Source organism: Nemorincola caseinilytica (assembly GCF_039540515.1).
Classification (GTDB): Bacteria; Bacteroidota; Bacteroidia; order Chitinophagales; family Chitinophagaceae; genus Nemorincola; species Nemorincola caseinilytica.
Map to the genome: position 1 here is coordinate 207,545 of NZ_BAABFA010000024.1, position 24,007 is coordinate 231,551.

General features: G+C 54.7%; 7 protein-coding genes. 6 read left to right on the forward strand and 1 reads right to left on the reverse strand.

Going from position 1 to position 24,007, the window contains the following annotated elements; all coding sequences use genetic code 11:
• The 5 genes from lon to ABD843_RS15640 all read left to right on the forward strand — a co-directional run bounded on the left by lon (position 1) and on the right by ABD843_RS15640 (position 21,856).
• The gene (lon, locus tag ABD843_RS15620) at positions 1 to 2,424 is read left to right on the forward strand and encodes an endopeptidase La (RefSeq protein ID WP_345085244.1); all 2,424 of its coding nucleotides are present in this window, start codon (positions 1 to 3) and stop codon (positions 2,422 to 2,424) included.
• 110 nt (positions 2,425 to 2,534) lie between these two features.
• Positions 2,535 to 3,200: a hypothetical protein gene (locus tag ABD843_RS15625; RefSeq protein WP_345085247.1), complete on the forward strand. Its 666-nt coding sequence runs from the start codon at positions 2,535 to 2,537 to the stop codon at positions 3,198 to 3,200.
• Between the two features lie 153 nt (positions 3,201 to 3,353).
• Positions 3,354 to 15,884: a T9SS type A sorting domain-containing protein gene (locus tag ABD843_RS15630; RefSeq protein ID WP_345085250.1), complete on the forward strand. Its 12,531-nt coding sequence runs from the start codon at positions 3,354 to 3,356 to the stop codon at positions 15,882 to 15,884.
• A 108-nt stretch (positions 15,885 to 15,992) separates the two neighbouring features.
• A complete protein-coding gene (atpG, locus tag ABD843_RS15635) occupies positions 15,993 to 16,874 on the forward strand; it encodes an ATP synthase F1 subunit gamma (RefSeq protein WP_345085252.1) in 882 nt (293 codons plus the stop codon).
• 218 nt (positions 16,875 to 17,092) lie between these two features.
• Positions 17,093 to 21,856 carry a translocation/assembly module TamB domain-containing protein gene (locus ABD843_RS15640; protein WP_345085255.1) on the forward strand — a complete coding sequence of 1,588 codons (4,764 nt, stop codon included), beginning with the start codon at positions 17,093 to 17,095 and terminating at the stop codon, positions 21,854 to 21,856.
• A 16-nt stretch (positions 21,857 to 21,872) separates the two neighbouring features.
• Here ABD843_RS15640 and ABD843_RS15645 read toward each other — a convergent pair whose 3' ends face one another.
• The gene (locus tag ABD843_RS15645) at positions 21,873 to 22,727 is read right to left on the reverse strand and encodes an N-acetylglucosamine kinase (protein WP_345085258.1); all 855 of its coding nucleotides are present in this window, start codon (positions 22,725 to 22,727) and stop codon (positions 21,873 to 21,875) included.
• Positions 22,728 to 22,970: 243 nt separating this feature from the next.
• Here ABD843_RS15645 and ABD843_RS15650 point away from each other — a divergent pair, with 243 nt between their 5' ends.
• Positions 22,971 to 23,939 (forward strand): lipid A deacylase LpxR family protein, encoded by a 969-nt coding sequence (locus ABD843_RS15650; protein ID WP_345085261.1) that lies wholly within the window; start codon positions 22,971 to 22,973, stop codon positions 23,937 to 23,939.
• The last annotated feature ends 68 nt before the right edge of the window (positions 23,940 to 24,007 follow it).

Here is a 24,007-nt window from a genome sequence, read left to right on the forward strand (position 1 = left end):
ATGGCGGAAATAAACTCAATGATAGATATGCTGCTGAACCAGAACGAGCAGGAAATGGAGTTCATGCCCATAGTACCCCTTGGCGAGGACGAAATGGATGAGCAGGAGAAAAGCTCGTTACCCGCAGAACTACCTATAATAGCGCTGCGCAATACTGTACTCTTCCCCAATGTGGTCCTGCCCATTACCGTAGCACGCGACCGCTCGGTAAAGGCCATAGCCGAGGCCAACCGTACCAATAAATGGATAGGGGTGATAGCCCAGAAGGATAGCAATAACGATGACCCTACCCCCGATGATATATACAGCATAGGTACCCTGGCCAAGGTGGTGAAACAGATAAAGATGCCCGATGGCAATGTGACCCTCTTCATCATGGGACGTATGCGTTTCAAGGTAGATGCCTATATCAAGACCGAGCCATACTACACAGCACGCGTCAGCTACCTCGATGATGTATACCCTAAAAAAGATCCTGCCTTCGATGCGCTGCTTTCTTCCATAAAAGACTATGGTGAGCGTATAGTACAGCAGAGCAGTAATATACCTAATGAAGCAGGTATAGTGCTGAAAAATATTGAGAACCAGTCTTTTTTGATGCATTTTATCGCATCTAATATTTCTTCGAAGCTGGCCGAGAAACAGGCCATGCTGGAGGAGAACGATATAACCCTGCGTGCCGAAAAGCTGCTGCAGTTGCTGCAGTCAGAGCTGCAACTGCTGGAGCTGAAGAACGAAATAACCAATAAGACCCGTGCCGATATAGACAAGCAGCAGCGCGAATACTTCCTGCAGCAGCAAATGAAGTCCATACGCGAAGAGCTGGGCGGCGACCCCAACGACCGCGAGATAAAAGACCTGCAGAAACGTGCCGAGGACATGAAGTGGCCCGATGCCGCCAAAGAGCTTTTTAAGAAGAACATAGAAAAGCTGGAGCGCATGCACAGCAGTACGCCCGATTACTCGGTAGTGTACAACCACCTCGATCTCATGCTCGATCTGCCGTGGGCCACATACACCCAGGACAGCTACGACCTGAAGATTGCCCAAAAGGTGCTCGACAACGATCACTATGGCATGGAAAAGATAAAGGACCGCATACTGGAATACCTGGCCGTACTGAAACTGAAGGGAGACATGAAGTCGCCCATACTGTGCTTTGTGGGTCCGCCCGGTATAGGCAAGACCTCTCTGGGCCGCAGCATAGCCAGCGCCATACAGCGCAAATATGTGCGCCTTAGCCTGGGTGGCCTGCACGACGAGAGCGAGCTACGTGGCCACCGTAAAACATATATAGGCGCCATGCCGGGCCGCATCATACAGTCGCTTCGCAAGGTCAAGACGTCGAACCCTGTCTTCATACTCGATGAGATAGACAAGCTGGGCCGAGATTTCCGTGGCGACCCCAGCAGCGCCCTGCTGGAGATCCTGGACCCCGAGCAGAACAATACCTTTTACGATAACTACCTGGAGATGGAGTACGACCTCTCCAAAGTGCTCTTCATAGCCACCGCAAATAGCTTAAGCGAGATACAACCCGCCCTTCGCGACAGGCTGGAGATCATACAGTTATCGGGTTACTCGGCCGAGGAGAAGGTAGAGATAGCCAAACGCCACCTTTTGCCAAAGCAAAAAGAATTGCACGGGCTAACTAAAGTGCCACTTAAGTTCCCCGACAAGGTGATACTGAAGATAATTCAGGAGTATACCCGCGAGAGCGGTGTGCGCGAGCTCGATCGCCTGGTGGCCGGCATGATGCGTTCGCTGGCCAAGCAGGTAGCTATGGACGAGGTGGTAGCGCCTACCGTCACGGCTGATAGGGTAGAGCAGGCCCTTGGCAAGGCCCGCTATAGCAATGATATATATACCAAGGGCCACCCGGCGGGTGTCACCGTAGGGCTGGCATGGACGGCAGTAGGTGGTGATATACTCTTCATAGAGGCTTCATTATCAAAAGGTAAGGGTGGTCTTACACTCACCGGAAATCTGGGTAATGTAATGAAGGAAAGCGCCAGTACCGCCCTCTCTTATTTGCGGGCACATTGCTCTGACCTGGGCATAGACTCTGCCCGCTTCGATGAGCAGAACGTGCATGTGCATGTGCCCGAGGGGGCCGTACCCAAGGATGGCCCCAGTGCGGGTATCACCATGCTCACGTCTCTTGCCTCGGCTTTCACCGGGCGCAGGGTGCGGCCATACCTGGCCATGACGGGCGAGATAACCCTGCGCGGACAGGTGCTGCCTGTAGGGGGCATCAAGGAAAAGATACTGGCCGCCCGCCGCGCAGGTATAAAAGACATCATCATGTGTCGACAGAATGAGAAGGACATAGATGAGATAAACGCCCAATACCTGAAGGGTCTCCGCTTTCACTATGTCACCGATGCATCTGAGGTGCTGGAGGTAGCATTGGCTAAAAAGTAGATATTTTAATATATTTATTGCATACATCCAAGGCCCGGTAGCTTATACCGGGCCCTGGTATTTTATATATTGTGGCATGGTTTATGTATAATTGTACATAAACACACCTTATGCGCCCTATTATATATACCCTCTGTTTTCTTGTCTGTTCCGTAGGTCATATGGCCGCTCAGGCAGGTTCCCAGCCCGATACCGCAAACAAGCTCAGACGGGAGATCGGTATTGGTTTCGGCCTCCTCTCTCTCGATCAGGTCCGGGGTATCACCATGGAGGCCGGGCTTTACTCCTCGCGCAAAGACCTGCCTGTCCGTATGACGGGTGCCCTCTTCCTTACTTACCGTCACTATCTGTCGGGCATGTTTGCGGTAGCGGTCTGCGTCGGCATGGACAACCAGGTAGGTTACCTTAACGCTGAAAATGGCACCCGTCTCGGCTCGTATAAAAGAGAAGTATATACCGCCGCCGCCGAGTTTTTCTGGGTCTACGAGCAAGATCTTGACGAGCCCTGGCCCGCTACCGTGTATGGCCTGGCCGGTATAGGGTATACCGGCGGTCATTCCTATTTCGGGTATTACCCGCAGTTCAGCAACAATTACACCATACCGTACAATGCCCGCATCAGCCATTTCAATGTACAGGTCACACCCGTGGCCGTCCGCTTCGGGCGGCGCATAGGTGTTTTTTTCGAACTGGGTTATGGCTACAAAGGCCTGGTCTGTGGCGGCATATCCTATTTTCCCGGCAGGGGTAGCATCATAGCGGTGGAAGAAAAGTAGCTGTCACCTCTCTGCTATTTTCCCCTCGGTCCTCTGGTCTACTCACCTTACTTGCAGTATTTTATCTATTTTTGTAACTTAGGATAAGTGTATGTTGTCCGGGAAGCATTATACCCGGACAGCTAATGGTTTGCTACAAAGAAACGGTGCAAGATGAATAGACCATTACGCTTCTATACGGCGGCTATGCGCAGCAGGGTAGAACGTAAGTTGCTGGCAATGCTCATGCTGCTGTTGTGCATAGGTACAGCGGCCAGCGGAGCCGTGTCCATCACATCGGGTACAGGTGGCGGCAATATATGTAGCAATAAGGCAGTTACCGGCGTGGCCCCGGCATTCACCAATCTTGGCCCCATTGTCATTACCGAAGGTCTTAATACCGACCTCAGCGTAGGTACCAATACATTGGTGCTATACCCGCCGGCCGGCTGGCAGTTCAGCACTACGTTGCCCTCACTTACTTATATCACAGGTTCCAACATCTCGGGTGTTTCGGGTACCATTACCAATACCGCCCTCACGGTCAATGTCACGGTCACCAGCACCGTCGGTGCCGACCAGTTCACCATATCGGGGCTGCAGGTGCAGCCGCTCACCACATCGGCACCGGCTGGCAATATATATGCCGCATCGGTATCGGGCATAGCAGGCATCACTACGGGTACGGGTGGCAGCAATTTCGCCTCGCTGGCGGTGGTAGCGCCTGTTACGGCGTCTGTCTCCATAGCGGCCAGCCCGGCGGGTGCCATATGTCCCGGTACCAATGTCGTTTTCACACCCACACCCGTCAACGCCGGTACGCCCAACTATACATGGTCGCTCAATGGTGTGGATGTATCTATAGGTAGCAGCTATTCCAATAGCTCACTGCTCAATGGCAATACCGTTTCCTGCCGCATGACCAGTAGCCTCGGTTGCCTCACCGGCAATCCTGTTCATGCCAATACCATTACAGCTACCGTGCTTATACCCCCTGCCGCTATTACCGGCAGCAACAATGTTTGCCCCGGCAATACCGTGACTTTGGGCAATACTACCACCGGCGGGGTATGGAGCAGCACCAACCCTGCTGTAGGTACTATAAGTGGCAGTGGGGTAGTAACGGGTATAGTGGCAGGTACCACTACCATATCTTATACGGTAGGTGGCTGTGCAGCCACCCGCACCGTATTTGTCAACAACCATCCCTTTGCACCGGCCCTTAGCAGCACATCGGCGGCCATATGCAATGGCAGCACCTTGCCCATCACTGCTACAGGTAGCCCTGCATCGCCCAATATTCTCAGCCAGAACTTCAACTCCGGCCTCGGCGGGTGGGTGGTAGATACCATCGGTAGCATCAACATTCTCCCGGGTGCAGAGTGGAAGGCCTGCGCCGATAGCTACCTCAACGAGCAGGGATGGTATCGCAGCCCCGACCACACCACCTTTATGATGGCCAATGCCGATACTTCCGGCTCGTCGTCCACGCTATCTACCCGGCTTACATCGCCCATGTTCTCCCTGGCAGAGTATACCGCTGCCACGCTCACCTTCCAGCATGCATACGACTACTGGCCGGCGGGAGATGTATATGTGAACCTGGAGATATCTACCAATGGTGGCAGTTCCTGGACCACCATCAACAATTTCAGGGGGGCAAATGCAGGTACCAAGATGGGTTTCGTGGGTCAGTCCTTCTCGCTCAACCCCTTCCTCGGTTACCCCAATGTAAAGATCAGATTCCACTATCACTCCAGCTTCGGCTACTACTGGGCGCTCGATAATGTGATCGTTACAGGTACGCCCGGCTACATAGCCCCTACATGGTCTCCCGCTACCTGGCTTTATACCGATGCTGCATGTACTATTCCTTATGTGGCTGGTAACCAGTCTGCTACGGTATATGTACATCCTACTGCTGTGTCCAGCTCTACGCCCATCACCTATACGGCTACATCTACCAGTGGCGCCTGTGCCGGTGCTGCCAATAGCACGGTCACGGTCAATCCCGCGCCCGGTGCCATGTCCGGTGCGCTCAATGTATGCGTGGGTACCAGCAGTACCCTCAGCAATAGTGTGGCAGGTGGTACATGGGTGAGTGGCAATACCGCTATAGCTACCATCGGCTCTGCCTCCGGCGTGGTCAACGGCCTGTCTGCCGGTACTGCCGCTATGACATATATGCTGGGTAGCACCTGTACCGCGGTAGTAGTGGTAACGGTGAACATAAGCCCTGCAGCCATTACAGGTAATACCAATGTGTGCCTCGGCTATAGCAGCACCCTTGCCAATGCCACCACCGGCGGCGGCTGGACATCCGGCGACCCCGCCATTGCTCCCGTGAACGCTACTACGGGAGAGGTCTATGGCCTGGCCCTGGGTACGGCCAATATTACTTATTCTCTGGGTGCAGGTTGCATAGCTACATCTATGGTCACTGTGCAGCCATTGCCTGCCGCTATCAGTGGCCCGGCGGCAGTATGTGCCACTCACAGCGTTACACTTACCAATGCCACCGGCGGCGGCACATGGGCCGGCAGCAATAGCAGTATAGCCACGGTAGGCTCTGCCAGTGGCGTGGTCTCAGGCATAGTCGGTGGTACGGCCAATATATCTTATATACTTACCTCCACAGGCTGCTTTGCGGTAAAAAATGTGCAGGTGAACCCCGAAGCTCCCATCACAGGCCCTACACGGGTATGTGCAGGCGCTGCCATCACACTGGCCAATAGCGAGACCGGCGGCACCTGGACTAGCGGCAATACCATTGTCGCCACCGTCGATCCTGCTAGTGGCACGGTCACTGGCGCTTCCTCTGGTACTACAAGCATTACCTATATATTGCCTACGGGTTGTGTTTCCTCCCGCGATCTCACGGTCGATCCCTTGCCTGCCGGTATCACCGGTCCCGCCTCGGTCTGTATAGGCAGCAACATCACGCTTGGGAATACCACTGCTCCGGGTTCATGGTCCGGCAGCAATGCCGCGGTGGCCACCATAGGTACATCATCGGGTATAGTTACAGGCATGGGTGCAGGTACGGCCATAATGACCTATACTACCCCGCTGGGCTGCTACAGAACGTATACCATAAATGTATTGCCCGTTCCCGCTGCCATAACCGGTACGGCCGCTGTGTGCGAGGCCGGTACCACAGTGCTCAGTTGTGCCACCACCGGCGGCACATGGAGCAGTAGCAACGGCAATGCCACAGTTACTAATGGTACGGTCAGCGGTATCACTGCCGGTCCTGTTACCATCACCTATACCATTCCCAATGGCTGTTATGCCATACGCAGTGCCACTGTAAACCCGCTGCCCGGAGCCATCACGGGTACGATGGCCGTATGCCAGGGTCTCTCATCCACGCTCATCAATTCGGCCACCGGCGGCTCGTGGACCAGCAGTAATACCGTAATTGCCACCATTGGCAGCGCATCGGGTACTATGACAGGTGGTGCGGCAGGTACATCGGTCATTACATATACATTGCCTACCGGCTGTCTCGCCACTGCCGTTATGACCACCAATACCTTACCCGGCACCCTCACAGGGCCCTCTATAGTATGTACTGGTGCATCTGTGGCGCTTACCTCTGTCACAACAGGCGGTACATGGACCAGCAGCAATGCTAACGCATCTGTAGCCGGTGGTACGGTAACGGGGGCCACTGCGGGCTCTGTCGCCATCACCTATACATTGCCCACAACATGTATGGCCGTAAAGACCATGACGGTCTATACCTCTCCGGCGGCCATTGGTGGTACACCATCTGTCTGCGAGGGACTCACGACCTTGCTTACCTGCGCTACCACGGGTGGGGCATGGAGCACCGGCAATGCATCGGTAGCAGATGTGCCCCCATATTCGGGGCTGGTAACAGGTATGGCCGCAGGCACTACCAATATCACTTATATGCTGGTCACAGGTTGTACGGCCATAGCCACGGTCACGGTCATGCCCTTACCCGCAGCCATAACAGGTACTACCAATGTGTGCCCCGGCACCAGCGCTACCCTTAGTAGCATTACTACCGGCGGCACATGGGTCAGCAGTGTATCTGCCAATGTATCGGTGGGTAGCGCATCGGGTATCATCACGGGTGGGGTAGCAGGTACCTCGGTCATCAGCTATATACTGCCCACCGGTTGCTATACTACCACATATGCCGTTACTAATCCCTTGCCTGCGGGTATCGTAGGTAGCTCGTCGGTATGCGTGGGTTCGGGTGCTACCTATACCAATGTCACAGGCGGGGGCTCATGGGCCACAAGCAATGCCGCCATAGGTACCATAGGCAGTACCACGGGTATCTTCACGGGCATTGCTAATGGTACAGTGGTCATTAGTTACATTTTGCCTACCGGCTGTGCGGCCGTGCGCACTATAAGTGTGAACCCCCTGCCCGATGCCATCACCGGCCCCGATAATATATGCCAGGGCGCTACCGTCACATATACCAATGCCACGCCCGGCGGCACCTGGACCAGCGGGGTCATTACCGTTGCCTCCGTAGGCTCGTCCAGCGGCGATGTGTTCGGCGTGTCGGGCGGTATGGCTCCCATTACCTATACCTTGCCCACCGGTTGCCGTTCGGTGTTCATACTTTCTGTCACAGCTACGCCAGCGGCCATATCGGGGTCGGCAAGTGTATGTGTGGGTAGCAGTATACTGTTGTCCAGCGCTACGCCTGGTGGTAGCTGGGTGTCCGGTGCGCCTGCTATAGGGTCGGTAAATACGGGCGGTATAGTATCGGGTGTCAGTGCAGGTACTACGCTTATATCTTATGTATTGCCGCTGGGTTGCAGGGTCACAAAGCTTGTGTCTGTCAACCCTCTGCCTGCGGCCATCGTGGGTAATACCAGCCTTTGTATCGGTACACCATCCACCTTGTCCAATGCTACCCCCGGTGGTATATGGACATCAGCCACTCCCACCATAGCCTCAGTAGGCACAAGTACGGGTACAGTGAACGGTCTGTTGGTAAATACCACTACCATCAGCTACATATTGCCCACAGGGTGCTTTACCACTACTATGGTCACCGTCAATGTGACCCCTGCGGCCGTCACCGGGGCCAGCGGCCTGTGCGAAGGACAGTCCACTATATATAATAATGGGGTTTCCGGCGGTACCTGGAGCAGCAGCAATGCATCGGTAGCATCGGTGGGGGCTTCTACAGGTGTGGTAAGTGCCATATCTGCCGGTACGGCCACTATATCCTATACACTCTATGGCGGTTGCTCCGCAACAAGGGTCATCAATATATTCCCCATACCTGCACCCATAGATGGCGCCACCAATATATGTGTGGGGCAACTAGTGACCATGACAGATGTTACGCCCGGCGGCACATGGAGCAGTACCAATATCTCTGTTGCCAGTATAGGCTCTTCATCGGGGGTAGTGATGGGCCTTGCCACCGGTACTGCAAAGATCATATATATGCTGCCCGCAGGCTGTGTGGCTTCGGTCACCATCACGGTCAATTCCCTGCCTGCGCCCCTTACCGGCTCAGCGGTCGCATGTATCGGTTCTACTACTGTGCTTTCCACCTTATCCACAGGTGGCTCATGGTCCTCCGGCGATCCCGCCATTGCTACTGTCACCGGTGGCGTGGTCTCGGGTATCGCCCTGGGTACAGCGGTCATCAGTTACTCCTATGGCGGCGGAGGCTGCTTTGTTACAAAAGTAGTTACGGTGAACCCGCTCCCGCCGCCCATTACAGGTCCTGCATCTACCTGTCCCGGCCTCAGTATCGCCCTCAGCATCGGAGTTTCAGGTGGTGCATGGAGTAGTACCACATCGCCCGGTGTGGCCACGGTCAATCCCGCTACAGGGGTGGTCAATCCCATATCTGCCGGTACTGCCGTCATTACATATACCCATTCCACGGGTTGCAGGGCATATACTACGGTAACGGTAACTACGGTACCTGCCATAGTGGGGCCATCTGTCATGTGCATGGGTACGGCCACTGCATTCTCGCATCCCAATACCGGCGGTACATGGGGCAGCAGTAATACGCTCATTGTCGGTATCAATGCCTCTTCGGGTCTTGCCGTAGGTTTCAGTGCCAATACCGCCACCATCTCTTATACATTACCGGGAGGTTGTGTGGCTAAACAGGCTGTTACCATCAATACCGCTCCTGCTGCCATAGGTGGTGCTACCAGTGTGTGCCCCGGGCTCACTACCTTGCTCACCAATACCATTCCGGGCGGAACATGGAGCAGTAGTAATACTGCCAATGCTACCATTGGCTCCTCCTCGGGCATCGTATCGGGTATAGCTACGGGTGTGGTATCCATCAGTTATACACTGCCCACGGGTTGCGCTACATCAAAATTATTTACGGTAAATGCCGCTCCCGCGACCATTACCGGCCCCGCTACGGTGTGCGCTACCAGTAATATAGCGCTGGGTATAGCGGCTACCGGTGGCACATGGATCAGCGGCACTCCGTCCATCGCCTCCGTAGGGCCCACTACCGGCATTGTTACAGGTGTTACCGCAGGTACGGTCACCATATCATACCAGCCTGCTGTTGGCTGTGTCTCTACTACTGTGCTCACGGTACATAGTGTGCCTGCTGCCATCACAGGTACCGGCATCGTATGCAGTGGCAATACCACCACACTTGCCAATACTACCGCAGGCGGCACATGGAGCAGCAATAATACCGCTATAGCTACTGTAGGCTCTGCAACAGGTGTGGTAAATACCCTGACCGCCGGTACGGCTACCATATCATATACCTTACCTGCGGGTTGTGCGGCCACATCTACCATTACGGTCAACCAGACACCTTCTGTCATTTCCGGCATACCATCGGTATGCGTGGGGTATAACACTACGCTCACCAGCCTGCCCGGTGGCGGCACCTGGACGAGCACTACCCCCGCCGTTGCTGCCGTACCCACAGGCTCGGGACTGGTGAGTGGCATAGCTACAGGTACCTCTATCATCACATATCGCCTTGCCAATAGCTGCAGGAGAACGACCATAGTTACCGTCAGTGCGTCTCCATCGGTCATACCGCCTGCTACGGTATGCCTTGGGGCTACCGCCACACTCACCGATCCCGCATCGGCAGGAGGCACATGGAGTAGTGGTAATATTTCTATAGCCACCATAGGCTCGCTCTCTGGTGTGGTAGCGGGTATCAATACAGGTACTACTACCATTACCTATACCATTGGTACGGGTTGCGTATCTACCACTACAGTTACCACTCAGCCCGTACCTGCGGCCATTACAGGCCTTCCCAATACCTGCCTCGGCATGATCACCACCCTCAATACCACTACCACAGGCGGTACATGGAGCAGTTCCAATAGCTCGGTAGCGGTGGTAGGTACAGGTAACGGTGTGGTATTTGGCGCAGCCCCCGGCACAGCCGATATATCTTATATATTACCCACCGGCTGTAGCGCTGTGCGCACGGTGACGGTGAGCCTGGCCCCGGCCACCATCAGCGGTAGCGCGCAGGTATGCGCTGGCAGTACCATAGTGCTTACCAATAGTGTGGCAGGTGGCTCGTGGAGCAGCAGCAATACTGCCATAGGTACGGTAAATGCCGTTTCCGGCCAGGTAACGGGTATAGCGGCAGGTACTACAGACATTACCTATACCCTGGGTATAGGCTGCATAGCCACAAAGACCATTACGGTATACCCGCTGCCGGCGGCCATTACAGGTACTGCTGCCGTATGTACGGGCCTCACTACCATACTTTCCAATAGCACACCCGGAGGCTCATGGAGCACCGGCGGCGCGGCATATATAGGCACTACAAGCGGCATAGTGGTGGGTGTTTCGCCCGGTACTGCGGTGGTGAGCTATATGCTAGGCACCGGCTGCATGTCTACCACCATCATGACGGTACACCCCATGGCCGCCAACACAGGTACGGCCACGGCCTGCGTAGGGTTCACCACCACACTCAGCAACACCGTAGGTGGCGGTACATGGGTCAGTGCCAATAACGCGGTAGCTACCGCAGGTTCTGTTACAGGCATCATTACAGGTGCGGCGCCGGGCACAGCGGTCATTTCCTACACATTGCCCACCGGTTGTGTGTCCACTACCGTGGTCACTATAGCTGCCATATCGGCCATCACCGGTCCCACCAATATTTGTACCGGCCTTACTACTACTTTGGGCAATGCTGCGCCGGGTGGCACATGGTCTACCTCGGCTCCTGCCATAGCCACGGTATCGGGTGGGGCGGTCACAGGTATAGCGCCGGGTACTGCCACTATCTCTTATATATATGGTACAGGCTGTGTGGCATCGGTAGTAGCCACCGTGAACCCGCTCTCTGGCATAGCAGGCAGTGGTACCGTTTGCATGGGACAGACCATCGCCCTCTCCAATGCCATAACGGGCGGCACATGGAGCACCACAGGCCCCTGCGCTTCGGTAGATGCCACTACAGGAGTAGTTACGGGTATATCTGCCGGTACTACCGATATATCTTACCTGCTGCCTACAGGTTGCCGCGCTACCAAGACCATTACGGTAAATGCATTATACCCCATCACAGGCCCCACCAACCTCTGTGTAGGTCTCTCTATGACCTTGAGCAATGCCGCCACCGGCGGCACATGGAGCAGCACCAACCCCGGTGTGGCCACCATAACCTCTGCCAGCGGCATAGTGGTAGGGCTTTCGCTGGGCACTACTACTATATCATATATACGGTCCACAGGCTGCAATACCGCATTCGTGGTATCTGTTACGCCTATGCCTGCGGCTATTACCGGCCAGCCGCATGTATGTATAGGCGCTACTACCACACTGGCCAATGCCAGCACGGGCGGCACATGGGTGAGCAGCGATATCACGGTCCTTACCATAGGCTCTGCCTCGGGTATGGTAACGGGCCTGTCTGCCGGTGCGGCCACTGTCAGCTACAGGCTCACCTCCGGTTGTTTCGCTACTACTACGTTCACGGTAAATGCCCTTCCTCCGGCCATTTCGGGAGTACTGCAGGTATGCGCCGGTTCTGCCACGGCCCTTGGCAATGCTATAGCTGGCGGCACATGGTCGGGCGGCAATGCATCCATTGCTACTGTAGCCGCAGGCACGGGCATCGTATCGGGTGTGGCACAGGGTACGGCTGCGGTCACCTATACTGCAGGTACAGGCTGTGCCACATCGGCTATCGTCACGGTACAGCCGCTCCCGGCCACTATATCGGGTAGCGGCAGTGTATGTTCAGGTGCCACTACCACACTTGCTTCTGCGACGCCGGGTGGTACATGGAGTGCCGCAAGCCCCACTGCCGGTGTAGATATCACTACAGGGGTGGTAACGGGTATATCTGCCGGTACTGCTGCTATTACTTATACACTACCCACAGGCTGTTACCGTACCCATAGCATTACGGTCTATGTACCACCTACAGGTATCACGGGCCCCTCGCAGGTGTGTGCCGGTTCTTCTATACTATTGGCCAATGCCACTTCCGGCGGCACATGGGCCAGCGGCAGCACGGGCACTGCTACTATAAATAGCACCGGCCTGGTATCGGGCATCGCTGCAGGTACTAGTACCATCACTTATTCGCTGACATCGGGATGCAATGCTCTGTATACGGTGACCGTCCACCCATTACCTACCCCCATGGCCGGTGGTATGAATGTGTGTATAGGCAGCGCTACCACACTTGCCAGTGCCCCCACAGGCGGCACATGGGCCAGCAGTGCTCCGCTGGTGGCCACAGTGTCGGGTGGGGTAGTGTCGGGTATTTCGGCAGGTACAACTGTTATTTCCTATACGCTGCCTACAGGCTGCTTTATCGCAAGTACTGTTACTGTCAATACCCTGCCTGCCACCATTACCGGTGTCTTTAAGGTATGTACAGAGCATACTACCACACTTGCCAGCACCACCACGGGCGGCACATGGAGCAGCCTTGAGCCCACTGTGGCCACCGTGAATGCCACTACCGGTGTGGTCTCTGGCATAGCTACCGGTACCGCTACCATAGTTCATACACTTGCTACGGGCTGTAGCCGGTCGGCGGTGGTAACGGTCAACCTCACACCCGCCGCCATCAATGGCCTCTCCAATGTATGCGAGGGTGCTACCACGCCGCTCACAAGCGCTACACCCGGTGGTGTATGGAGCTCTGCCACTCCTGCAATAGCCACTATTGGCAGTAGCAGCGGCATAGTTACAGGCATTACGGCGGGCAGTGCGGTCATATCCTATTCGCTTGCTGCCACGGGTTGCTATACCCGTGCCACGCTCACCGTCGACCCCGTACCTGCAGGCATCACTGGTATCACATCCCTTTGTCCCGGTACCGGCACCACCCTGGGCAATACCATACCGGGCGGTACATGGAGTGCCTCCGGCGCTGCCATTTCGCTGGATGCTCTCACTGGCGAGGTGACCGGCGTTACCACTGGTTATGGCGTTGTCACTTATACGGTCAATGGCTGCTTCGCCATAGGCGTCATACCCGTCAACCCATTGCCGGCACCTGTCACGGGTCCGGCTACCGTATGCCAGGCAGGTCTCATTACGCTGTCCAATACCACTGCGAGTGGTGTATGGGTATCGGGTACGCCCGCTATAGCCACCGTTCACCCGGCCACAGGTGTGGTCTCGGGGTTGTCCGCGGGTGTTGCCGCCATCAGTTATAGGCTACCCACGGGCTGTGCCACGGCCTTGCCCGTCACCGTTAATGCCCTGCCCGCTGCTATAGTTGGGGCCACATCGGCCTGCCTGGGTACGCCCATGCCGCTTACCAGCGCCCCCATCGGCGGCACATGGACAAGTGGCAACATCACCATAGCCACCGTAGGTAGCGCTACAGGTATGGTGACAGGCGTAACCATCGGTGCCACCACCGCCACCTATACATTACCTACCGGTTGCCGCACAGTGGCTACTATAGTGGTACATCCGTTACCCTCACCGGTATCGGGGCCATCTACTATCTGCCAGGATATGAGCGTGCCCTACTTCAGCCCCACCCCCGATGGTGTGTGGAGCAGCAGCCTGCCCGCAGTAGCCGGGGTCAATAGTGTCTCCGGTACTGTTACGGGCGTTTCGGCGGGTACGGCTACCATTTCCTATACACTTGCCACGGGCTGTAGTGCGGTATCGGTGGTAACGGTAAATGCCCTGCTGCCCATCACCGGCCTCGATCGTTTCTGTGTTGGTGATACCAGTGTATATGGCAATGGTATACCCGGCGGCGTATGGAGCAGCAATACGCCCGTTGTGGCCACAATATCTGCTACAGGTACGGCCCATGGCCTGGTATATGGGGCTACCATCATTTCCTATTCGCTGCCTTCGGGCTGTGTGGCCACCCGGGCTGTCACGGTCGATCAGCTACCTGCTACCTATGTGCTCACAGGCGGCGGCACATTCTGCGCAGGCGCTCCCGGTGCACCCATTACACTTGTGGGTTCCACTCCGGGTATCAACTACAGGTTATACAATGGTACCTCGCCGGTATTTGCCCTCATAGGTACAGGCGGTGCCTTGAATTATGGGCTGCACACCACAGGAGGCACCTATTCCATTATAGCTACTAACCCCGCTACAGGTTGCTCCCGCGCCATGACGGGTACTGCCCTTATAGACCCTATACCGGTCCTGCCTGCCGCTATCAGCATATCCTCCCCCGTGGGCGATACCATGTGTTTCGGCAGCTCGGCCCTCTTCTCGGCCATCACCGCTATGGGTGGTAGCGCCCCGGCCTACCAATGGTCTGTCAACGGTACTGTGGTCAGCACCGCATCTAGCTATGCCTATACCCCTGCCGACGGCGATGTACTCTCCTGCAAGCTCACCAGCAGTTCGGCATGTGCCACTCCCGCTGTGGCCACGGCTTATATGAACATGACGGTTCTCCCCATCGTTGCACCCGGTGTCAGCATTGCTGCTACACCCACCGGCAAGGTATGTGCAGGTACACCTGTGTCCTTCATTGCCACACCTGTCAATGGTGGCATCACCCCCGCATACCAATGGCGTGTGAATGGTTCGGTTGCCGGAACCTCCTCTGCATACAGCTATACCCCTGCCCATAACGATCTGGTACAGTGTTTCATGGCATCGGGTATGCGCTGCCGCTCTGCCGATACCGTAGCCAGCTCCATCATCACTACCGATGTGGCGCCGCTGCTCATACCACAGGTCACTGTCAGTGCCACCCCGGGTTTCGATGTATTGCCGGGCACTACCATCACCTTTAGCGCTGCTGCCACCAATACGGGTGCCGCGCCTGCTTACCAGTGGAAGATAAGTGGCTCGGCCATTACCGGCGCCACCAATACTACGTTCACATGGAGCACCTTTGCGGGAGGCGATGTGGTAAGCTGTGCCGTTACCAGCAGTGGTGAATGTGCAGGCTATACCTCGGCCGATTCCGGTACGGTCACCTTCGGTACCGCAGTACATACCAATGCCGCATCCGCGGGCATAGGCCTTTACCCCAATCCTAATAAAGGGAATTTCATACTGAAAGGCAGGCTGGGTGCCGGGGCAGGCTACACCTTGCAGGTCACCGATGTGCTGGGCCAGGTGGTGTATACCGGCGCCGGTACGGCCGCCAATGGCGCCCTTCATACCCAGGTGACCATGCCGGGCCACCTTGCAAATGGTATGTATATGCTTTCTTTGTTATCAGATGATGGACAGCGATATATCCTGCATTTCGTCATAGAACGGTAGCCCGGAATAGCCGGTGTTCATTTATTGTTAGAAAATACTTGCCATCTAAATAAAAAGATCGGTAACTTTGCAGCGTTTTAGTGAATTAATTTACTATTTTTCTACTATATGTCAGGTCAGCTTAAAGAGGTCCGTAACCGTATAAAATCAGTACAGTCAACACAGCAGATAACCAAGGCCATGAAAATGGTGAGTGCTGCAAAGCTGCGCCGTGCGCAGGATGCCATCATACAGATGCGCCCTTACTCGAAGAAGCTGCAGGAGATGCTCAGCAACATAGTAAGCGCTGCTTCTTCTGATGTGAACCTGCCCCTGGCAGAGGTACGCGCTGCAGAGCGTGTAATGCTCATAGTAGTTACCAGCGACCGTGGCCTTTGCGGTGCATATAATGCCAACGTGATAAAGGCCGCGCGCAATACCATAAATACCAAGTATGCCGCACAGCATGCCAAGGGCAATGTGACCATACTGCCTATCGGCAAAAAAGGCTACGAATACTTCCAGCGCAATCACTACAAGCTCGTAGATAACTTCTGGGAGATATTCTCCGATCTTTCTTTCGAGAATGTACGCCACGCTGCCATATTCGCACAGGAAGCCTTCCTGGCCAAGCAGTTCGACCGTGTAGAGATAGTATACAGCCAGTTCAGGAACGCGGCCACACAGGTATTCGTTTCCGAAGACTACCTACCCATACCCAGGGTAGAGAAAAAGGCCGGCAGTATGAATACCGATTTCATATACGAGCCTTCTATGGATGTGCTGCTGCAGGAGCTTATGCCCAAGATACTGAACACGCAGGTGTACAAGTCGGTGCTGGATGCCAATGCCTCTGAGCATGGTGCCCGTATGACCGCCATGGATAAGGCCAGCGAGAATGCCAACGAACTGCTGAAGTCGCTGAAGATAAGCTACAACCGTGCCCGCCAGGCGGCCATCACCACCGAGCTTACCGAGATAGTGAGCGGTGCTGCTGCCCTGCAGGGATAATATATTCCTTCAATGTATTCGGCAAAAGGTGCAAGGTCTTCCCTGCACTTTTTTTCATGCATATAGGTCTCGGTAGCTGCCACTGTGGTTATATTAACAGATATTATAGTTATACTATCACTTACGCGTTAGCAATTACCCATATTCGGCCCTATTTTTGTAGCTATTCTGCGTATCGTACAAGTATTCTGAAGAGGTTCCTGAAAATATCGGGTTATGTGCTGGGCACTATCATGCTGTTGCTGCTTACCGCAGTGCTGCTGATCAACTATTCTCCTATACAGTCCTACCTCGCCAAAAGGGCCGCTGCCATACTCTCTGAAAGGCTGAAGACCAAAGTAGAGGTAGGCAATGTGCGCATAGGCCTGCTCAATAGCCTGCTGATACAGAAGGTGTCCCTGCAAGACCGCTCGCAGGATACCATTCTCTATGCCGGAGAGATACAGGTACGCATCACCGACTGGTTCATTTTCAAAGACAAGCCCGTACTGCACTATATAGGTCTGCAGGATGCCTATGTACACCTCTACCGCGATTCTGCCATCTGGAACTATGCCTTCATAGAAGATGCCTTTAGCACCCCCGGGGCTACTAAACAGGCCAAACAAAGCAGGCCTTTCGAGTTCGACCTGCAGAAGGCCGAGCTTACCAATGTGCGCATACATATGGACGATGCCTGGATAGGCGAGGACATGCACTACGATGTAGGCTACCTGCTGGCCGATGCCAATGGCATAGACTTTCATAAGAAGCTCATAGATATAGACGAGATAGCCGTGCGCAACACGGGTATACTTGTATACGAATACACAGGCTTGCGTCCCAAACACCTGAAACCGAAACGTGGCTTCGATACCACCGCATTCAACCCCGGCAATTGGGGGCTAAAGGTGAGCGAACTGGGGCTGCAGGGTTGTTATTTCCTCTTCTCCAGCAGCGACGATATTCCCGATCCCGGCGTGTTCGACGAAACGCATATAGATGTAAAGAACATAGACATAGACATTACCGGTGTGAATGTGGTAGGCGATACCATCACCGGCAATATCAACGACCTGCATGCCGAGGAACGCTGCGGCCTTATCATAAAAAAGATGAAAAGCCGTGTATCGGTATCGCCTGTAGCATCCATTTGCCGCGACCTGTACCTGGAGACCAATAACAGTGTGCTGAAGGACTACTACGCCATGCACTACCGCCATTTCCCCGATTTCAACCACTATATCGATAGCGTAGGCATGGTAGCGCATATGAAGGAGGCCCGTGTAGATAAGAAGGATGTCATGTTCTTCGCGCCGCAGTTGAAGGACTTCCCCGATATGCAGGTCACCCTCAACGGAAAGGGCCGTGGTACGGTGGCAAACCTCTCCGTCAGCGACCTGCGTGTTTCCGATGGCCATGTAGAGCTCAAAGGCGATCTTGCCATGCAGGGCCTGCCCGATATTTATACCACCCTCATCACATACACCAATGGCGAGATAGTTACCACCGGCAAGGGTATATTGCACTTTGCCCCCGGCCTGAAAGATAACCCCAACCTCGCCCTCGATAGCCTGTCCTATGCGGCCTTCAAGGGCATGTACGAGGGGTATATAGAGAATTTCAGGGTGAATGGAGTGTTCAAGACCAACCTCGGCGATGCGGTTACCGATGTGAAGATGTACATACCCGGTTTCAGTGCCGATTCGGCCACTTATTCCGGCAGCATCAGTACCAGCAAGCTCATGCTGGGCAAGCTCATACGCCAGCCGTTGATAGGCGATATCACCGTCAACGAGCAGATCTCCGGTCACTCCTTCAACCCCGACCTCATGCAGATGCGCCTGGATGGGGTCATAAAAGATATGGAGGTGAACAGGTACAGGTATCACAACATCATTACACAGGGTACGCTGGCCAAGAAGCAGTTCGATGGCAAGTTGCTCGTAGACGATCCCAACCTCGCCCTCGATTTCGATGGACATCTCGATTACAGTGGCGAGCAGGTACGCATAAATGCTATGGCCCACCTGCTGGCCAGTAATTTCAAGGCGCTCAATATCACGTCCGATAATGTTACCGTATCTGCCGACTTCGACCTTAACTGGACGGGCAGCAATATCGATAACTTCAATGGTTACGCCAAGCTCTTCAATATCGACCTCCGCAGGAACGAACACCTTCTGGCCATAGACTCGGTATATGCCCTCTCCAGCGGCGATAGCATGAACCGCACCCTGTCTATCAATAGCGACGCCTTCATGGCCGAGATAAAGGGCAACTATCGCCTCTCCGATCTGCCCGCGTCTGTGCAGTACTATCTATCCCGCTATGTGCCCAACTATATACCCGCGCCCGATAAATATGCCCCCGGCCAGGTGTTCGATTTCAAGGTCACCACACGCGGGGTCGATAGCATCTTCGCCGTTACCATACCCGATATTCGCGGGTTCGATAATGCTGTGGTGAAGGGCTCCTTCAATACAGCCTCTGGCAAGCTCACCCTCGATGCCGATGTACCCTATGGCAGCATAGGCGCTTTCGAAATGAGCGGTATCACGGTAGAGGGGGTAGGCGACCTCAATAATATAGCGCTCAATACCACGGTCGATCTTGTGGCCGTGGCCGATAGCGCGCTGAAAGGCGCCATGAGCCTTACCACCACTGTAGGGCGCGATACCATATCCTTCACCCTCGCCACCATATCGCCCGATAAGGAAAGCTCTGCATCTGTGTATGGCCAGATAGTGGCTCGTCACGATACCCTTACGCTTACCGCCCTTCCTTCCGAGTTCTACCTATCCAAGGCCAAGTGGATGGTAGCAGGCGGCAGCAGGGTAGTGTATACCGATAAGTACCTCTCTGTAAAGGATGTGCTCATGTCCTCGGGCATACAGCGCATCGCCGTATCTACCACCGAGGGCAATAATGGTACGCTATTGCTCAACATTCACGACCTGGATGTGGCGCAACTGGGCAATATGGCAGGCATGGCCGGCTACCAGCCCGAAGGCCGTATAGATGCCGTTGTCACGGTGAACGATATGTTCGGCAAGATGCTGGTGAATGCCAATGTAAAGGCCACAGGGGTGAAATTCGGTGCCGATACCATAGGGGCCCTCTCTGTCATAGGTCAGTATGATGCCGGCCGCAAGCTCATCACCGTCGATCCGCAAACGGGTATCTTCCGCGATCATGCAGCCATATCCGTCTCCGGCACCGTATCTCTCGATAGCGCCACCCGCCAGGTCATAGATGGCTCGGTACGCTTTCGCGATGCGCGTGTGGCCTGGGCCTCGCCCTTCCTGGTGGGGCTCATGAGCGAGCTTCGTGGCAATGTCAATGGCCAGGTCAATGTCACAGGCACCGTCTCTGCCCCCAAGATAGAGGGCAAACTAGCCCTCAGCGATGCCGGCCTCCGGTTCGATTATATGGGCTGCTCCTACGCCATACCCTCCGCCTCTGTCTCTGTAGACAATAAGCGCATATCGCTCGATGATGTGACCCTCTACGATGTTTACCGCAATACCGCGAAGCTGTCCGGCTACTTCTCCCACGATCTCTTCAGCGATATGCGCATGCGCCTCACCGTGACTACGCCAAAATTCGAGGTGATGAACCTCACCCATGCGCAGAACGAGCTGTTCTATGGCAAGCTTATAGCCGGTATGGATTCCTTCACCATTCGCGGCCCGTTCAATAATGTAAGGCTCAACCTATATGGCGGCGAACCTGCAGGGAAGTCTACCATTTACATACCTGCCAGCACCGGCAACTATACCGGTGGCTACAGCTATGTATCGTTCAAGACCTATGGCGAGGACCAGGAGCCTGCAAAAAGGAAGGTAAAGGATAAGATATCCATCAACCTGGATGCCAATATGAACCGCCTTGCCGAGATGCACATAGTAATGGACCCTGCTACCAACGACGAGATAGTTACCACCGGCACCGGCAACATACAGATAGAGATACCACCCAATAACGATATGCGCATGACGGGCCTCTACACCATATCAGAGGGTACCTATACGCTCACCTTCCCGCAACTGGCCATCAGCCGCCTGTTCAGGCTGGTGCCGGGTAGCTCCATTAGTTTCAATGGCCCTTTCTCCGAGACCGAGCTGGCCGTAGATGCCACCTACACCACCAAGGCCCGCCTGTACGACCTCCTCACCGAGCTGGACAAGAGTGCGCTGGCCGGCAACGATGGGGAGCTGCGCGATGCCCAAACGCCGCAGTTCGTAAATGTGATGCTGCATATGCGCGGGCCTATATACAACTCTGCGCTCTCTTTCGATATAGACCTCGATAACAACCATTCCAAGAATACCTACGCAGGGCGTACACTGATGCTCATAAACAGCGACGACAGGCGCAAATTCGACCAGGTGGCCTCATTATTGCTTATCGGCGCCTTCATACCTAATGATGGTGGCCCCGGTGGCGCCAATGCTATCTCGGGTACGGTGAACAATGTAAGCCAGATGCTCTCCAATACAGCATCTTCAGGCCTTACGCAGATAGTGAACCGCCTGCTGGGCAACCGCAATCTGAACGTTGCCGTGAAGTACACCAACTATAACCTCAACGATGCCTCTGCTGCCAATGTGAACATGAACCAGTTGAAGTTAGGTGTCACCAAGAACTATTTCAACGACAGGCTGCTGGTGTCCCTCGGCAGTACATCGGACTGGGGCAAACCTTCTACCACCAGCACCACTACCAATTTCAATTTCGCGGGCGACTTCCGCCTGCAGTATGTCCTCTCGGGCAATAGTGGTCTGCGGCTCAATGCCTTCTCCACCTCCGATTACGATATCGTGCGCAATGGCAACATTCAGCGTGTGGGTGCGGGTATCAGTTGGCGTCGCTCGTTCGATAACCTGGGCGAGTTCTTCAGCGGCCCCAAGTATACACAGCGGCAGAAGGAGAAAAAGACCAAACGCGACTCTACCGAAGCCGTAATGCGGGCTATGGGCGCGCAGGAGATAAAGAAGTAGGAGGTGTCACAAAGCACTACTTCACCAGCTTCTTATAATACTGTAGCAGGCCATCCATGGGGCTTTTCTCTATTTTGCCCAGTTCCAGCTCGTACTGGTCGCACAGGCTCTGTATCACATCGCCGAACATATATGCCACCGATCCCGTGAAGTGCAACGGGTTCTTCCATGCCTGACGGTACTTCAGTATACTGTTGTGAAAGAAGTCGTTGATGCAGTCCTCTATTATGTTCTCTACCATATAGTGCCCGCGCAGGTCGGCCAGCATAGGGGTAAAGGAGGCCAGGTATCGGTTAGGGTAGGGGGTCTTGTAAAGCTCGCTCACCAGGGCTGTCACATCCTTCCCGAAGCGCATCTCGAAACCCGTCTGCAGCTCGGCATCAAAGGTGCCATAGGCATAGTACTGCAGTATGCGCTTGCCCATATGGTTGCCGCTGCCCTCATCGCCCGCTATATATCCCAGCGATGGCTTCTGCTCTGCTATCTTTTTGCCATCGTAGTAGCAGCTAGAGCTGCCCGTGCCCAGTATGCACACCATGCCTTTTTTGTCGCCGCACAGTGCCCTTGCCGCTGCGGCAAGGTCGCTCTGCACGGTCACCTTTCCCCCGCCGAAGTGGGTCTTTAGTATACCGCTCAGCATCTTTTGCTTCTCGGCCGATGAGGCCCCCGCGCCATAGTAGTGTATATTATCGGGCCGGTGCTTTTTCTCGCTCCAGGGCAGTTCCTGTGCCAGCATATCTGCTATACCTGCCTCGCCTTGCAGGTGTGGGTTTATGCCCTGTGTGGTAAAATGCTGTGGCTTGTGCCCTTTGCGTATAAGGCACCAGTCGGTCTTGGTCGATCCGCTGTCTGCTACTAGGTACGATGCCATATTGGTTGTGCTTTTGTTGTACGAGTACACAAATATGCAATTTTTGCAAGGATATTCCTAGCGTATATCAATGCCGGTATCAACTATTTGTTATTCTTTTTCTGTCAGCCGCCGGTAGCCGCATTGTAACATTTATTTAAATACGTTATCAATTGTTCCGCCCGTTGCCTGTCGTATCTTTATTATGCTCATTCAGCGTGCCCCCACACCATATATTCTCTTTTCTAACCCTCCCGAAGGCCTATGAGAGCTATACTGAGCGGAGGTATGTTCGCCATACTTCTTTGCCGTCCCCTATTTGCACAGGGGCAGGGTATCGACAACCTCTCTGCCGATCGCCACATCAATAGCCACCGCTATTTCCGCCTTAGTTACGACAACGACTTCTTTGCTGCCCGGGACCAGTACTATACCCAGGGCTTCGATATGGAAGTGGTCTCGCCTGCACTTGGACATAGCTTTCTGCGTCGCATACTGGTACATCCTCTGCTCAGCGATACCCGTTATGGCATCGGCTTCCAGCACAATGCCTATACCCCCTCCAGCATCAGCAGTGACGACATACTTTATGGCGATCAGCCCTTTGCCGGTGTGGCTATGCTAAAGGCTTTCGCCATTGCTATAGACAGGCAGTGGCCGCAGCGGGTATCTACCTCGGTGCATGCGGGTGTGATAGGGCCCGCGGCAAAGGCAGCCCAGATGCAGACCTATATTCACGAGCAGCTAGACAACCTGATACCCCATGGCTGGCAGCACCAGCTACAGAACGACCTTGTGCTCAATTACGGCATCCTCTATGAGCGGCAGCTATGGGCATACGGGCGCTACCTCATGCTCAGCGGCAATGCCCGTGCACATGCCGGTACCCTCAATAGCAGCCTTGGCGCGGGGCTCACCCTCATGGCCGGGTACTTCTCGTCGCCCTTCCGCAGTGGCAGCGCCGATACCCGTTTCTCTGTGTACGGTTATGCCGCTCCTGTAGGGTCGTTCTGTGCCTATGATGCCACATTGCAGGGTGGCATGTTCCGCCATACCGGTGCCTACACTATTGTGACAGAGAATGTTTCACGGCTGCTTTTCCGCAGCCGCATGGGGCTGGTGGTGAGTTTCGGGGGGATATATCTCGAGTATTTTACGGCCTTCTCTACCCGCCGCTTCAGTACAGGCAGCGACTTCCGCTATGGCGGCATACAACTGGGGGTGAGTCTGTAGGGGATAAAATGCATGGCGATAAAAATTTTATTAGATATACCCAAGATACCGGCACCATTTTACGTCTA

What these genes read in the sequence shown, in the direction of transcription:
- lon (WP_345085244.1), top strand. Translation starts at nt 1, where the DNA reads ATGGCGGAAATAAACTCAATGATAGATATGCTGCTGAACCAGAACGAG.
- ABD843_RS15630 (WP_345085250.1), top strand. Translation starts at nt 3,354, where the DNA reads ATGAATAGACCATTACGCTTCTATACGGCGGCTATGCGCAGCAGGGTA.
- ABD843_RS15625 (WP_345085247.1), top strand. Translation starts at nt 2,535, where the DNA reads ATGCGCCCTATTATATATACCCTCTGTTTTCTTGTCTGTTCCGTAGGT.
- atpG (WP_345085252.1), top strand. Translation starts at nt 15,993, where the DNA reads ATGTCAGGTCAGCTTAAAGAGGTCCGTAACCGTATAAAATCAGTACAG.
- ABD843_RS15645 (WP_345085258.1), bottom strand. Translation starts at nt 22,727, where the DNA reads ATGGCATCGTACCTAGTAGCAGACAGCGGATCGACCAAGACCGACTGG.
- ABD843_RS15650 (WP_345085261.1), top strand. Translation starts at nt 22,971, where the DNA reads ATGAGAGCTATACTGAGCGGAGGTATGTTCGCCATACTTCTTTGCCGT.